Consider the following 14,993-nt stretch of genomic DNA (forward strand, 5'->3'; position numbering starts at 1 on the left):
AGATGCTCCCGTTCTTAATACTTGGGCTTGCCGAAGATACGGCTGATGATATTCACGACCAGCACGATCATCACCAGCACCAGTGAGGCCGCCCATGCGAGCTCGAGCTGGTTGTCGAACGGCATGCCGGAGAAGTTGTAGATCAGCACGGCAAGCGATGCCGTCGGGTTCATGACCTCGAGGCTGCCTTGGTGGTAGATCCAGTAGTTGCTGAACAGCGCGGTAAACAACAGCGGCGCTGTTTCGCCCGCGGCCCGTGCCACCGCCAGCATGACGCCGGTCAGGATCGCCGGCATGCCGGTGGGCAAGACGATTTTCCAGATCACCTGCGAGCGCGTGCAGCCCATGCCATAGGCGGCATCCTTCATGATCTTGGGCACCATCCGCATCGACTCTTCCGCCGTCAGCACGACGATAGGCAGCATCAGGACTGCCAGCGCCACGCCACCGGCTGGGGCCGAATAAGTGCCGGTGGTCATCACCACCAGGGCGTAAGCAAACACCCCGGCCAGAATCGATGGCAGCCCCGTGAGCATCTTGGCGGCAAAGCGCGCAGCGTTCGCCAGCTTGCTGTCCGGCCCCAGTTCAGCCAGGAAAATCGCCGCCATGATGCCGACCGGCACCGCGATTGCCGCCGCGATACCCACCATCACAAAGGTACCTGCCATTGCGTTGCCGAAGCCCCCGCCCATCTCGAAGCCAGTCGGCGGCAGTTCGGTGAAGACTTCCAGGTTCAGGCGAGCGCCGCCGCGGGTGATCAGCATGTAGAGCACGGAAATCAACGGCACGCTGGCCAGCAGCGCCCCGCCCCAGACCAGGGTGGTCAAGATCAGGCTGCGCAGGGCGCGGCCCTCGAACTTGCGCTGCAGGCTGGGCATCGCGCCTGCTGGAGCCGTCAAGTCTGTTGCAGCAGTCAGGTCGGTCATCACTTATTACCCCGTTGGGCGTACATCATGATCAAGGAGCCGAAGACGTTCACGATCAACGTGATCAACATCAGCACCAGTGCGGCATACATCAACACCTCGATCTCGTTCGGCCCGGCTTCGGGGAAGTTCAGGGCCAGCAAGGCCGCCAGGGTGTTGGCCGGGGCGAACAGCGAGAGGGAAATGTTATTCGCGTTGCCTACCAGCATGGCCAGTGCCATCGTTTCACCCAACGCGCGTCCCAGGCCAAGTACCAAAGAACCGAAAATGCCCGTGGCGGCCGATGGCACCATCACCTTGAGAATCGCTTCCCAGTGGGTGGTCCCCATGCCGTAGGCGGCCTGTTTGGTTTTCATCGGTACGCCCGTAAGCGCATCCTGCGAAACAGCGGCAATGGTCGGAAGAATCATGATGGCGAGCACCAACGCCGCAGGAAGCAGCCCCGGCCCGCTCAAGGATGTGCCGAAAAATGGCACCCAGCCGAGTTCGCTGTTCAACCAGGTGGTCAGTGGCCGAATCGCCGGAATCACCACGTAGATCCCCCACAGGCCGTAGACGACGCTGGGGATGGCCGCGAGTAATTCGACAATGGTGCGGAAAATGGCGGCGAGCTTGGGGGGCAGGAAGTCCTGGGTCAGGAAAATCGCCATGCTGACGCCGAAAAAGCCCGCGATCAGCAATGCGATGAAGGCACTGTAAAGCGTGCCCCAGATTGCCGGCAAGATGCCGTATTTACCCTGGTTCACGTCCCAGACGGTGCCTAGGAGCACATCAAACCCGTGCTTTTCCATGCCAGGCAGCGCCTTGCGCCCCACTTCGAATACGAGGGCAAATACCAACGCCAGAACCAGAATGACCCCAATACGCGCAAGCGCACGAAAGGTGCGATCAACCAGGAAGTCCTTCGCGGACGGTGGTTGGCAGGCAGAATCTGGATTAACCGGTACGACAAAGGGTTTGTTCATTGGCTAAGTCCGGAACAAGGGGGAAACTCTCCCGGCATGGCTGACAGCACACGCCGAGAGAGGCCTCAGGCGTTACTGAATGTTGGCGGACGCTTTGCGAACCTGGTCGACAACCGATTGCGGCAACGGGATATAACCCATCGAATCGGCAATTTTCTGCCCTTCGGTCAGGCTGTATTCGACCATTTCACGCATGGCCTTGGCCTTGGCCGGGTTGCCGTTGTTCTTGCGGAAAATCATCCAGGTGTAGGAGGTGATCGGGTACGACTTGGCGCCGTCCGGATCAGGCAACCAGGACACCAGGCTATCCGGCATCTTCACCGCTGCCAGAGCCTCGGCACCGCTCTCGGCGTTTGGCACGACGTATTGGCCGGCCTTGTTCTGCAACTGGGCGAAGTCAACCTTGGCAAGTTTGGCGAAGCCGTATTCGATGTAGCCGATCGCGCCCGGCGTCTGGCGCACGGTAGCCGTCACACCATCGTTCTTCGGCGACTTGATGAACTTGTCACTGGCCGGCCAGTTGACGGTATTGCCCTCCCCCAGCGCCTGCTTGAACTCCGGATTGATGGTCGCCAAGTGTTTGGTGAATACCGCGGTGGTACCGCTGGAGTCCGCACGTACAACCACCGTAATCGGCGTATCGGACAGTTTCAGGTCCGGGTTGGCGGCGACGATCTTTGGATCGTTCCAGCGGGTGATCTTGCCCAGGAAAATGTTTGAGTAGACATCGCGTGGCAACTTCAGGCCTTTAGGATTGCCCGGCAGGTTATAGGCCAGCACGATTTCCCCGGCGGTCATCGGCAGCAGCTGCACGCCTTCGGCAACCTTGGCGATATCCTCGTCTTTCATTGCCGAGTCACTGGCGGCGAAATCAACGGTTTTATTCAGGAAGTCCTGTACACCCGCGCCGCTGCCCTTGGATTGGTAATCCACAGTGACACCTTCGGATTTCTTGCTGAAATCCTTGAACCAGGTCAGGTAGATCGGCGCCGGGAAACTCGCGCCAGAACCCGTCAGACGGACGCTTTCTGCAGCGAACGACGCCGAAGTGGCACCAAGAGAAAGCGTAACGGCGAGCGCAACAGACTTCATCAAACTTTTCATTGAAAGAAATTCCTTGTGATGACGGCTGGGGAACTCTGCAACAGTCGTGTTACGGTTTTATGAACATCGAATTGCAAAAGGGGACAAATGTCCCCGTTTTGCGCCACGGCACCGACGTGAAAAGCTCGCGCACACCCACGCCCCGGCGTTTGCGCAGGGCCTGAAGAACTTGAATTCACACGCCGATTGATCGGATCGCAATGCCGAGGCGCATTGATTCCGGCAGCGCTGGGGCTGCTTGAAGGTCGTAAGGACCCGTTCGAGGGATTGCCGTCATGGACGGCTGGCGCTGGGACGTATCAGTGGCGCAGCAACCTACGCAGCGGCACCCCATCCTTGAGCACGGGGGATTTGATAACGATGTAGCTGAAGTACTTGGAAATGCCGATGTTCTTGTCCAGCAACCCTTCGATCACTTCCTGGTAATGCTGGATGCTGCACGTCATGAAGCGCACCAGGTAATCGTAACCGCCGCTGATCAAATGGCACTCCAGTACCTCATCGACCAAGCGAATATTGGATTCGAACTTGGCGAAGTCTTCCCGCTTGTGGTCGCTGAGGGTGATTTCAGTGAAAACCGTGACCGAGTCAGTGATCTTGGCCAGGTTGAGATGAGCCCTGTAGCCGGAAATATAACCGGCCGACTCGAGCCGCTTGACTCGCTGCAGGCAGGGGCTGGATGACAGGCCCACGGCATCGGCGAGACTGACGTTGGTCATTCGACCGTCCTTTTGAAGTTCAACAAGGATACTGATATCAATTCGGTCTAGTTTTATTAAACCTTCCATCGGGTACCCCTCGGTTGTCTTCAGGTGACAGTGGTTTTAGCAAATTCAACGCCGCAAAGATAGCTGATGCTGAGCGACGAGGTCGGCCATGCTGGTGATGTAGAAATCGGCGGAATATGCTTGATTATCAGGCTCATGGCCACGGCGGATCAGGCACAGGCCAGCCGATTTTGGCGGGGATGCGGGCGGCCTGGACACTTGCATGATGTTTTCAGGCTTGAGCTTGTTCGCCAGCAACCATGCCTCGTCCTCCAATGGATTGTTGGCGCGGGAATGCAGGTCCTCGGGGGGAACTCCCAAGCGCTCGCAGAGCGGGTCACGATCCTCGGCATCACGATCGCAGTACACCAGCAGCCGGTAGAATTTGCGCAGGTACAACATGGCACCGGGCGCGTCCTCGAACAGAGACCAGTTGCTGGCCGAACGGGCAAAGCTCATGCCCTCCTCCCAACTGACCTTGAGCCCCAGGCGCTCTGCCAGTTGACGATGGGCAAAGCACAACAAACCACTGAAGCCCAGTTCGGAAAAACGCGGATAGAGCCCGCGCACCGCCTCGTCGAACTCAGCCAGCACCGCTTCCCTGCCTGGCACGTCCGGATGGCTGTCTAGCAAAGGTTGCAGGGCCGTCCAGACACCGGAATCCCGATCGACCAGGACTTCGTCGCAATCGATCAGCAGCGCACGATAATCAGTCAGGTGCATGTGTGTCGCCTCCCATGATGCATTCATCAATCCATATGCGCTAAATGCCCCCGGTCGGCACAGCGCTACTGCGGGCCGACCGAGACCTGAGATTAATCCAACACGCGTAGCAATGCTGCTTCAAGAATGGTCAGTGCTTCGTCGATCTGACTTTCTTCGGTGACCAGGGGCGCCAGGAAGCGCAGGACATTTCGGTACACCCCGCATTTGATCACCAACAGCCCGCCTACCCTGGCCTGGTCGATCAGTTGTTGGGTGAGTTCGGCATCGGGGCTGCGGGCCTCATCGTCCTTGATCAATTCGATGGCCAGCATGAAGCCGGTGCCGCGCACGTCACCGATGCGCGAGTGACGTGCCTGCAAGCGCAGCAGGCCCTGACGCAGCCGCTCGCCCAGGACCTGGCCACGCTCGAGCAACTGCTCCTGTTCGTAAGCGTCGATCACCGCCAGCGCGGCGGCACAGGACAAGGCGTTGCCGCCATAGGTGCCGCCAAGACCACCGGGCAATGGCGCGTCCATGATGTGCGCACGCCCCACCACGCCCGAAATGGGCAGGCCACCTGCCAGACTCTTGGCGACAGTGACCAGGTCCGGCTGAATGCCGGCGTGCTGAAAACCGAACCATTTGCCGGTACGGCCGAAGCCGGTCTGGATTTCATCGAGGATGAGTACGATGCCGTGTTGCTCGGTCAGGGTCCGCAGCGCCTGGAGAAACTCGGGTGGCGCAGAAAGGAAACCGCCGTCGCCCTGCACCGGCTCGATGATGATCGCCGCGACTCGATCCGGAGCGACTTGGGTCGCCAGCAACTCATTCAGGGCCTGCAACGCCATCTCGCTGCTGAAACCGCGATAGGCATTCGGGTATGGGGTATGGAAGACATCCGGTGCGAAGGGCCCGAAGTTCTGCTTGTAGGGCTGGCTCATGCCCGTCAGCGTAGTACCCAGCAAGGTACGTCCATGAAAACCGCCACGAAAGGAAATCACCGCGGGACGATTGGTATGGGCGCGGGCGATCTTCACCGCGTTCTCCACCGCCTCTGCGCCAGAGGTGAACAGCGCCGCCTTGTAGGCTTGCTGACCACCCACCAACCCACACAGGCGCTTGACCAGGTCTAGATAGGGCTTGTACGCCACCACCTGGAAGCAAGCATGGCTGACCTTTTGCAATTGGGCCTGCACGGCCGCGACTACCTTCGGATGATTGTGGCCGATGTTCAGGACGCCAATGCCGCCGACGAAGTCCAGGTAGCGCGCCCCATCCACGTCCCACACTTCAGCCCCTTTGGCCCGGTCGATGACCAGCGGATGTGCGGTGACCAGACCCCGAGGCACGAATTGATCGCGTTGACGGAGCAAACTTGGGGTTTCTTCGACTTTACTGTTCATGGCATCTCCCACAGTGAACCAGGCAACCGGGAAACGGCTGCGATGTGTTCCACAGGTTAAGCGTTCGACGCGATTGTCTAAGCCGAACTTGGCCTCTGGGAAATTCGGATCGACTGTTTTAACCCCGGCAAACAGCAGATTCCTTCAGCCGCCTCCAGTCCCATGGAATCTGCTGGCAGACACCCTATACAACGCAGTGATGTGTGATTACGCAGGCTCTTTTGATACATCCTACTTTGCCACTCGGGCATGCTGGAGGTTCCCCATCCAGTACGAGAAGTGACCCATGGCCCTGCTTTATAAAGCCGACCCGGTACGCGGCGAACAATGGAAGCGTCTATTCGCCGAGCACGCGCCGGATATCGAATGGCGTGCCTGGCCGGACATCGGCGATCCGAAGGATATTCGCTACCTCGCCGCTTGGCAGGCGCCGAACGACCTCGAAACATTGCTGCCGAACCTGGAGGTGCTGTTCGCCTTGTCGGCCGGGGTCGACCAGCTTGACCTCGATCGCCTGCCCACGTCCCTGCCGGTGGTCCGGTTACTCGACCCTGGCATCACCCGGGGCATGTGCGAGTACGCCAGTTTCGCCGTGCTCAGCCTGCACCGGGACATGCTCCGTTATCGCCAGCAACAGATCGCCCGTTGCTGGCAGGCGCACTTGCTGCAACCGGCGGCCCAACGTCGTGTCGGCGTCATGGGGCTAGGCATGCAGGCCCAGCAGATCCTGGCCACCTTGCAGACCTTTGGTTTTGCCTTGTCGGGTTGGGCACGCAGCGAACACCGCATCGCCGGGGTAGATTGCTTTGCCGGTGACGAACAGCTCCCGGCGTTCCTCGGCCAATGCGACATCGTGTTGTGTGTCTTGCCATTGACCGAGCAGACCAGAGGGATTCTCAACCGCCAGTTGTTCCACCATCTGCCCAAGGGGGCTGCCCTGGTCAACATGGGCCGCGGCGGGCACCTGATAGAAGAGGATCTGCTCGAGGCCCTAGCCAGTGGCCAGCTCAGTGCCGCGGTGCTCGACGTATTGCAACAGGAACCGGCCGCGCCGGATCACCCGTTCTGGCAGCATCCGCAAATATTGCTGACGCCGCATATCGCGGCGATGACCCAGCCCGAAAGCGCCTTTGGCGTGTTGCTGGACAATATCCGTCGCCATCAACGTGGCGAATCGATGCTCGGCCAGATTGACCCTCAGCGCCGTTACTGACCTGCGCGTGTCATGCACCTACGAGAAAAACACCGACGGAAAATTCGCTGATATTTGCTGCTGAGCCTGATCCCGATTTGAGCAATAACTGCGGCGCGCGAAGCCGCAACTTATGCAATCTACCGAATCAATGTCCGCCTCTTGTCAGGCCTGGCGGCAGGTGAGATACCAACACTTTCAGCGGAGAAATCCGACCGGTCACGCTCCCTGTCCATGGAGATCTGTCATGTCCAACACGCAACGCCCCGCCTGTACCTATCGCCCCATGACGCCTGCCGATGTGACATCGGCTCATGCCTTGTCCGTGCGGTTGAAGTGGCCCCACCGCCTGGAAGACTGGGCCATGCTGCAGCGTGTCTCGCACGGTTTTGTCGCAGAGGACGAAGGCCGCCTGATCGGTACGGCGTTCACCTGCCCACAGGGTGACTACGCCACGATCGGCCTGGTGATCGTCAGCGATGAGTACCAGGGCCAGGGCATCGGTCGAAAACTGATGGAGCTGGCACTCCAGGCGTGCGGTTCGCAGACCCCCATGCTCAATGCGACGCTGGCCGGCGCACCTCTTTATGTCAGCCAGGGATTCGTCGACTTTGGGCATATCCAACAACACCAAGGAAACGTATCGTCTCCGGCCCCCACGGACCTGCCATCCGGTGAGCGCCTGCGCCACCTGGCCGACGCCGATCGAAACGACGTGATCGCACTCGCCAACGCCGGCAGCGGCCTGGACCGGCATGCCGTGCTCAACGATCTGTTCGAGAGTGTCGAAGACGTCGTGGGTATCGAGCGTGAGGGGCAATTGCGAGCGTTCGCCCTCCTGCGTTCCTTCGGTCGTGGTCGTTACATCGGCCCGGTCGTTGCGGAAAATCCAGAGCAGGCCAAGCACCTGATCGCGGTGTTGTTGGCGCAAGTGCCGGATGCTTTCGTGCGCATGGATGTACTGCCCGACAGCGGCCTCGGTTCCTGGCTGGAAGAAGCCGGGCTGAAGCAGGTCGACACCGTCGCACAAATGGTTCGTGGGACCCCACCCCAGGCCAGCGACGGCGTACACCAGTTTGCGCTGGTGACCCAGGCCATCGGCTGACGCCCCTACCTCACAGCTACACCATTCACTCTCCTGGAGAAACACCCTCATGCTAGAACCCACTGCCGTGCTGCTCGCACATGCCGACGGTACTCCCGCGTCCACAGCATTCACCTGCGGCTCATTGGACGCCAACGATCCTTTCGACCGACAGATCGCTTATGTCGGGACGGATAACATGGCTGCCGGTGTCGTCCAGGCGAGCGGACAATTCAGCGTCGACCATTACCCGTACAGTGAAACGATCGTGGTTCACGCGGGACGCGTCATCTTGCAGAGCCAGGATCACGCGCTCGAACTCAATCCGGGCGACAGCGCCGTGATCGCCCGTGGTACATCGGTTCAGATCGACGCGCTACCTGGCTCGTTCTGGGCATTCTGTGCCGATACCCAGCCTGTTGAAACAGGCACTGTCGGATTGACCGCCCTCCCCCCATACTCCCTGCTCTCCCCTTCGACGCCGCCGAGTGAAGAGTTCCTGCTGAGCCCGACACCGCAATGTCGCTCGAACAACGTGTTCGTCGAGGACGCGACCAACCTGCGTATCGGCATCTGGGACTCGACACCCTATGTCCGCAAGGCGCGGCCACACACGATGCATGAACTGATGCACCTGATCGAAGGCAGAATCATTCTCCAGATCGCCGATGGTTCCGAACTGGCGGTCAACACGGGCGATACAGTGTTCGTGCCGCGAGGCGCCCCCTGCGCCTGGAAGAGCAGCGTCTATGTGCGCAAGTTCTACGTCTGCAAGTGATGTCTGGCGGGGTTTTTTTGGGTTGGTGAGGCCGCGCTTTCCCTGTGGGAGCTGAGCTTGCTCGCGATGGCAGACCTTCAGCAATGATGATGTCGACTGACGCAACGCCATCGCGAGCAAGCTCGCTCCCACAAGGGGAGCGCGGTGTACATGAGGTCTGTGGCTTCTGAAAATCCAATGTGGGAGCGAGCTTGCTCGCGATGTTCAGTTCAAAGCGCCATCGCAATCGCCTGACCAACATCCTGGGTCGAGCCCTGCCCGCCTAGATCAGGCGTGATCGGCCCCGCGGCGATCACCTGCTCGATGGCCTTGAGAATCCCATCATGGGCCGCACGGTAGCGCTCATCGCCATTGCCGAGGAAGTCCAGCATCAAGGCGCCGGACCAGATCATCGCAATCGGGTTGGCGATGTTCCGTCCATAGATATCCGGCGCCGAACCATGGACCGGTTCGAACAACGAGGGGAAGCGCCGTTCCGGGTCGAGGTTCGCCGAAGGGGCGATGCCGATGGTGCCGGCGCAGGCAGGGCCCAGGTCGGACAGGATGTCGCCGAACAGATTCGACGCCACGACCACATCGAAACGGTCGGGTTGAAGCACGAAGCGCGCGCAGAGGATATCGATGTGTTGCTTGTCCCAGGTGACGTCCGGGTACTGCTGCGCCATGAGCGCGGTGCGTTCATCCCAGTACGGCATGCTGATGGAGATGCCGTTGGACTTGGTCGCCGCGGTCAGGCGTTTGCGCGGCCGGGTCTGGGCCAGGTCGAAGGCGAACTTGAGAATCCGGTCCACGCCGCGGCGGGTGAACACTGACTCCTGCAGCACGAACTCATGCTCGGTGCCTTCGAACATCTTGCCGCCGATCGAGGAATATTCGCCCTCGGTGTTTTCGCGGATCACCACGAAGTCGATGTCCCCGGCTTCGCGTCCGGCCAGCGGGCACGGTACGCCGGGAAACAGCCGCACCGGCCGGATGTTCACGTATTGGTCGAAGTCCCGGCGGAACTTCAGCAGCGACCCCCACAGGGAAATGTGATCCGGCACCTTGTCCGGCCAGCCCACGGCGCCAAAGTAGATCGCGTCGAAGTCCTTGAGCTGCGCGAACCAGTCGTCGGGCATCATCTGCCCGTGCTCCAGGTAATAATCGCAGTGGGCCCAGTCGAGCACTTCGATGCTCAAGTCCAATTGCCATTTCTTCGCGGCCTGTTCCAATACCCGCAGCCCTTCCGGCAGGACTTCCTTACCGATACCGTCGCCGGCAATCGCGGCGATTCTGAATGGTTTGCTCATCAACCGTGCCTCCTCTCTTCAAATGCTGACCGGATCACAGGCCACCCATGTGGAAGGCTTTGACTTCAAGGAACTCGTCCAGGCCATACTTGCTGCCTTCACGCCCCAGGCCCGATTGCTTGATACCGCCAAAGGGGGCGACGTCCATGGAAATGAGCCCGGTATTGAGCCCGACCATGCCGAACTCCAGCGCCTCGCCGAACCGCCATGAGCGGCGCAAATCCTGGGTGAAGAAATAGGCGGCCAAGCCATAAGGGGTTGCGTTGGCCGAGGCCAGCGCCTCTTCTTCAGTGTTGAAGCGCATCAGCGGTGCAACGGGGCCGAAGGTCTCTTCATTGGCCAGCAGCATTCCGGCATGGGCCTCACCGAGTACCGTCGGCCGGACGAACTGGCTGTCGCCCTTGGGGATTTCACCACAGAGTAGACGAGCGCCCTGACTCAAGGCCTCGTCGATATGTCGAGCGACCTTGCTGACCGCCGCCGTATTGATCAGTGGACCTATGTTTACGCCGGCATCCAGGCCATCGCCGACCTTGAGCTTGCCCACCTCCTCCACCAGACGCTGGGCGAAGCGCTCGTAGATCCCATCCTGCACCAGGATCCGGTTGGCGCAGACGCAGGTCTGCCCGGCGTTGCGGAATTTGCTGAGCATGATGCCGGTCACGGCCTGCTCCAGGTCAGCGTCGTCGAACACGATGAACGGTGCGTTACCGCCCAGTTCCAGGCTCAAGCGCTTGATGTGTTCGGCGCTCTGGCGCATCAGCAGGCGACCGACCGCCGTGGACCCGGTGAAAGACAGCTTGCGCACTGTCGGGTTGCCGGTCAGTTCTTCACCAATGCCGGCGGGCATGCCGGTCACGACGTTGAACACCCCGGCCGGAATGCCGACCCGCTCGGCCAACACCGCCAGGGCCAGGGCCGAGAGCGGGGTCAGGTCCGACGGCTTGACCACGATCGTGCACCCGGCGGCCAGGGCCGGCGCGCACTTGCGGGTGATCATCGCGTTGGGGAAGTTCCACGGGGTGATCGCGGCGCAAACACCGACCGGTTGCTTGAGGGTCAGCAAGCGGCGATCACCGCTGGGGGCCTGGATGGTTTCGCCGTAGACCCGTCGGGCTTCTTCGGCGAACCATTTGACGAAGCTGGCTCCGTAGCGAATTTCGCCCTGGGCTTCTGCCAGCGGCTTGCCCTGTTCGCAGGTCAAGATCAACGCCAGGTCGTCGAGGTTGTCGATCATGGCCTGATACCAGCGATCCAGCAGCGCCGCCCGTTCTGCCGCCGGACGTGCACGCCAGGCCGGCCAGGCACGATCGGCAGCTTCGACGGCCCGCCGGGTTTCACTGCCTTGTATCGCGGGGACCTTGGCGAGCACTTCGCCGGTGGCCGGGTTGATAACGTCCACGGTCGCGGCGTTGTCGGCGCCGACCCACTGGCCGTCGATGTAAGCGCGTTCTACCAGCAGGCTGGGGTCTTTCAGGCGATTCTTGAGCATGGCATCGGGTCCTGTTTTGAGACAGCCTTCAGTCTATTGTTTCGCCCTGGACGAGGATGCTGAAAACGCCGGCCCTACAGCCGTGAATGCTGAAAATCAGCCTTCGACGGCATGCTCTACCGTGGGTGTGGATTAATCGCCGTGCGCCTCGATCAGGCGATGAAACCCTTGGGGTTGCAGGCGTGGTGACGGATTGTTCAATCAGGCAGACGGAACACTAGCGATGCATTGAACCCACTAACCCTTTCAGGAAGCGCTCGCCAGCGTCCATCTGGCTGATCTCGATGAACTCGTCAGGCTTGTGCGCCTGTTCTATCGAGCCTGGCCCGCAGACCACCACCGGCACATCCAGGCGTTGTTTGAACAAGCCGCCCTCGGTGCCGAATGAGACCTTGGCCGTGCCGGTGTCCGGCGCGGCAAAGTTTTTCAGGAAACGCACCGCTTCGACGCTCGGGTGGGTATCGAGGCCCGGGTAGACATTCAGGGTCTCGATTTCGATAGCGGCCACACTGGAGAGCTTCCTGGCTTCGCCGACGATCAGTTCGGCGCGCTCGCGCATCTGTTCCAGGAATCCGTCCAGGTCGTCCGCCGGCAAGTTACGCACTTCGAAGTCCAGGGTGCACAGATTAGGCACAATGTTCAGCGCCTTGCCGCCGACAATCTGTCCAACATGCACGGTGCTGTAGGGCACGTCGTAATCGGTATCCCGGGCGCCCTGCTCTTGCAACTGCTGCTGGCTCAGGCGCAGCGCGGCGATGAAGTCGCAGGCCACGTGAATGGCATTGACCGAGCGCGGTGCCAGGGAGGAATGCGCTTCCAGGCCACGACAGTAAGTACGGTAGGAACCCTTGCCCTTGTGCCCGAGTACGAACTGCATATTGGTTGGCTCGCCGATGACGCACAGAAACGGCCGGACCGGTGCCAGGTGCAGCACATCGAGCAAACGACGCACCCCCACGCAACCGATCTCTTCGTCATGGGACAGGGCCAATTGCAAGGGCCGGCTCAATGGCTGCTCGGTGGCCTCGAGCATGGCGTCGACAGCCAGTGCGATAAAACCCTTCATGTCGCAACTGCCACGGCCATAAATCCGCCCGTCCTGCACCGTCGCCTCGAAAGCCGGAAAGGTCCAGGCCTGCCCCGCCGCCGGCACCACGTCGGTATGCCCGGACAGCAGGATCCCCGGTACGTCCCGTGGCCCGGTACTGGCAAACAGATTGGCTTTCTTGCCGCTTTCATCCTGGACGATCAGTGACTCGATGCCCTTGGTCAGCAGCAGATCGCGCACGTACTCGATCAAGGCCATGTTCGATTCCGAGGAGACGGTATCGAAGGCCATCAGCCGTTTGAGAATGTCCAACACACGGGGTTTCATGAGGCCTTGCTCCATTGCTCGACTGAAAAAGAAGAAGCGCTTGATGTCGACCAGCCTGACGAAACGCCGGTTCAGGCATACGCCGCCACGTTAACGCTGTTGGACTGCTGGGTCTTCATCAGTTCCGCACTGTCGTGGTGGCAGAGGATTTCACTGCCGCCCACAATCATCCGCCGTTGCGGCGCGACACAATTGCACAAGCCGTCGACCCGTACCGGGCAGCGACTGAGAAAGGTGCACAGGCCGGGCACGTTGGCTTTAGGGCCAACGGGCGGCAACGTCTGGCAGGTCGTTGCCCCACAGGTTTCCAGCCAGCCCTGGCGCAGTTCCGGTACGGAATGGATCAGCAGGTCGGTATACGGATGGAACGGTGCCTCGGCATAGGATTGGCGCGTGCCGGCCTGGATCTTGTGGCCGCTGTACATCACCACGATATCGTCACACAAGGCGCGCACGGTGGAGATGTCGTGGCTGATGAACAAATAGGACACCCCCAGTTGCTGGCGCAGATCGCGCAGCAGTTCGAGAATCGCCGCACCGACCACGGTATCCAGCGCCGAGGTCACCTCGTCGCAGAGAATCAGGTCCGGCTTGGCCGCCAAGGCCCTGGCCAGGTTGACCCGTTGCTTCTGCCCGCCGGACAGTTCGTTCGGACGCCGCTGCGCCAGTGCCCGTGGCAGACGCACCAGGTCCAGCAATTCGCCGACACGCTCGCGCAAAGCCGCGCCCTTGAGGCCGAAATACATCTTCAGCGGACGGCTCAGGATCGTGCTGACGCTGTGCATCGGGTTGAGCGCGGTGTCGGCATTCTGGAAGACCATTTGAATACGTCGGAACTGCTCGGGGGTGCGCGACGATAGGCTGCCCCCCAGGGGTTGGCCATCGAAGGTCAAGCCGCCAAGGGCCGGTACCAACAATCCGGCCACGACCCGTGCCAGGGTCGATTTGCCGGAGCCCGACTCACCGATGACGCCGATGGCCTGGCCTCTGCGAACCGTCAGGTCAATGTCTTCCAGCACGCGAATCGCTGGCATGCCCTGGGCGTTTTTGTTGCCGTAGCCGGCGGTGAGCCCCTGGATAGTCAGCAACGGTGTCTCTTGGGCGAGGTCGCTCGGCGGACGGATCGTCGTGTCCGGTCGCGCCGCCGCCAGCAAGCTGCGGGTGTATTCGTGGGCCGGCCCCTTGAGCAACGGTGCCGTGGCGCTGTGTTCGAAGATTTCGCCGCCATTGAGCACCACGATCTGGTCAGCCATCTGCGCCACCACCGCCAGGTCGTGAGACACGTAGACGGCCGTGGCCCCACGTTCACGGACCACTCGCTTGAAGGCCCGCAGCACATCGATCTGGGTTGTCACATCGAGGGCCGTGGTCGGCTCGTCGAGCACCACCAGCAACGGATCACTGATCAGCGCCATGGCCGCCATCACCCGTTGCAGTTGCCCGCCGGACACCTGATGGGGGTAGCGCTGGCCGATGCGCTCAGGGTCTGGCAGGGCCAGGTCGCGGAACAACTCGATGGCCTTGGCTGCAAGCACCGCCCGACTACCCAGACCATGAATCAGAGCGCCCTCCACCACTTGGTCGATCAGTTTTTTCGCCGGGTTGAATGCCGCTGCGGCGCTCTGGGCGATATAGGACACCCGGTTGCCCCGCAACTTCTGCAACTGGCTCTCGCTCGACGCCAGCATGTCATGCTCGCCGATCTGCACCACGCCGCCCGCCAGGCGACAACCGCGCCGGGCATAACCAAGCAGCGCCAGGGCAATGGTGGTCTTGCCGGAACCGGACTCACCGATCAACGCCAACACTTCGCCTTTCTGCAGGGAGAAGCTGACACCCTTGACGATATCCACTTCACCTTGTTCGCCACAGGCGACCACTCGAAGGTCCTGTACTCGAATCAATTCACTCAT

13 protein-coding genes are annotated in these 14,993 nt (G+C 60.9%); 3 read left to right on the forward strand and 10 right to left on the reverse strand.

Translation table 11 applies throughout. The features are described 5' to 3' along the window. Window positions 1-14 precede the first annotated feature (14 nt). From pstA to gabT, 6 genes are all read right to left on the reverse strand, one after another. On the reverse strand, window positions 15-926 hold the full coding sequence (gene pstA / locus BLP82_RS00715; protein WP_060742349.1) for a phosphate ABC transporter permease PstA: 912 nt from the start codon (window positions 924-926) through the stop codon (window positions 15-17). Then, window positions 926-1,891: a phosphate ABC transporter permease subunit PstC gene (pstC, locus tag BLP82_RS00720; protein ID WP_060742350.1), complete on the reverse strand. Its 966-nt coding sequence runs from the start codon at window positions 1,889-1,891 to the stop codon at window positions 926-928. The genes pstA and pstC overlap by 1 nt, the downstream gene beginning before the upstream one ends. Window positions 1,892-1,963: 72 nt before the next feature. Continuing rightward, window positions 1,964-2,995 (reverse strand): phosphate ABC transporter substrate-binding protein PstS, encoded by a 1,032-nt coding sequence (gene pstS, locus BLP82_RS00725; protein ID WP_092164500.1) that lies wholly within the window; start codon window positions 2,993-2,995, stop codon window positions 1,964-1,966. 299 nt (window positions 2,996-3,294) lie between these two features. Continuing rightward, entirely contained in the window at window positions 3,295-3,783 is a 489-nt protein-coding gene (locus BLP82_RS00730) for an Lrp/AsnC family transcriptional regulator (RefSeq protein WP_008146530.1), read from the reverse strand. A 45-nt stretch (window positions 3,784-3,828) separates the two neighbouring features. Continuing rightward, the gene (locus BLP82_RS00735; protein ID WP_092164501.1) at window positions 3,829-4,485 is read right to left on the reverse strand and encodes an HAD family hydrolase; all 657 of its coding nucleotides are present in this window, start codon (window positions 4,483-4,485) and stop codon (window positions 3,829-3,831) included. Between the two features lie 92 nt (window positions 4,486-4,577). Then, window positions 4,578-5,870: a 4-aminobutyrate--2-oxoglutarate transaminase gene (gabT, locus tag BLP82_RS00740; RefSeq protein ID WP_092164502.1), complete on the reverse strand. Its 1,293-nt coding sequence runs from the start codon at window positions 5,868-5,870 to the stop codon at window positions 4,578-4,580. Between the two features lie 286 nt (window positions 5,871-6,156). Here gabT and BLP82_RS00745 point away from each other — a divergent pair, with 286 nt between their 5' ends. The 3 genes from BLP82_RS00745 to BLP82_RS00755 all read left to right on the forward strand — a co-directional run bounded on the left by BLP82_RS00745 (window position 6,157) and on the right by BLP82_RS00755 (window position 8,924). After that, the gene (locus tag BLP82_RS00745) at window positions 6,157-7,083 is read left to right on the forward strand and encodes a 2-hydroxyacid dehydrogenase (protein ID WP_092164503.1); all 927 of its coding nucleotides are present in this window, start codon (window positions 6,157-6,159) and stop codon (window positions 7,081-7,083) included. A gap of 226 nt (window positions 7,084-7,309) precedes the next feature. Beyond that, a complete protein-coding gene (locus BLP82_RS00750; RefSeq protein WP_092164504.1) occupies window positions 7,310-8,167 on the forward strand; it encodes a GNAT family N-acetyltransferase in 858 nt (285 codons plus the stop codon). A 49-nt stretch (window positions 8,168-8,216) separates the two neighbouring features. Beyond that, window positions 8,217-8,924: a cupin domain-containing protein gene (locus BLP82_RS00755; RefSeq protein WP_092164505.1), complete on the forward strand. Its 708-nt coding sequence runs from the start codon at window positions 8,217-8,219 to the stop codon at window positions 8,922-8,924. A 209-nt stretch (window positions 8,925-9,133) separates the two neighbouring features. Here BLP82_RS00755 and BLP82_RS00760 read toward each other — a convergent pair whose 3' ends face one another. The 4 genes from BLP82_RS00760 to BLP82_RS00775 all read right to left on the reverse strand — a co-directional run bounded on the left by BLP82_RS00760 (window position 9,134) and on the right by BLP82_RS00775 (window position 14,993). Beyond that, window positions 9,134-10,213, reverse strand: a complete 1,080-nt coding sequence (locus BLP82_RS00760) for a tartrate dehydrogenase (RefSeq protein ID WP_092164506.1) — start codon at window positions 10,211-10,213, stop codon at window positions 9,134-9,136. 34 nt (window positions 10,214-10,247) lie between these two features. After that, window positions 10,248-11,705, reverse strand: coding sequence for an NAD-dependent succinate-semialdehyde dehydrogenase (locus BLP82_RS00765; protein WP_092164508.1), 1,458 nt, complete (start codon window positions 11,703-11,705; stop codon window positions 10,248-10,250). A gap of 217 nt (window positions 11,706-11,922) precedes the next feature. Then, window positions 11,923-13,080 carry an acetylornithine deacetylase gene (gene argE / locus BLP82_RS00770; protein ID WP_092164509.1) on the reverse strand — a complete coding sequence of 386 codons (1,158 nt, stop codon included), beginning with the start codon at window positions 13,078-13,080 and terminating at the stop codon, window positions 11,923-11,925. Window positions 13,081-13,151: 71 nt separating this feature from the next. Further along, a complete protein-coding gene (locus BLP82_RS00775; RefSeq protein ID WP_092164510.1) occupies window positions 13,152-14,993 on the reverse strand; it encodes an ABC transporter ATP-binding protein in 1,842 nt (613 codons plus the stop codon).

Origin of the sequence: Pseudomonas sp. NFACC37-1 (assembly GCF_900101575.1) — a bacterium.
Taxonomy (GTDB): Bacteria; Pseudomonadota; Gammaproteobacteria; order Pseudomonadales; family Pseudomonadaceae; genus Aquipseudomonas; species Aquipseudomonas fluorescens_AA.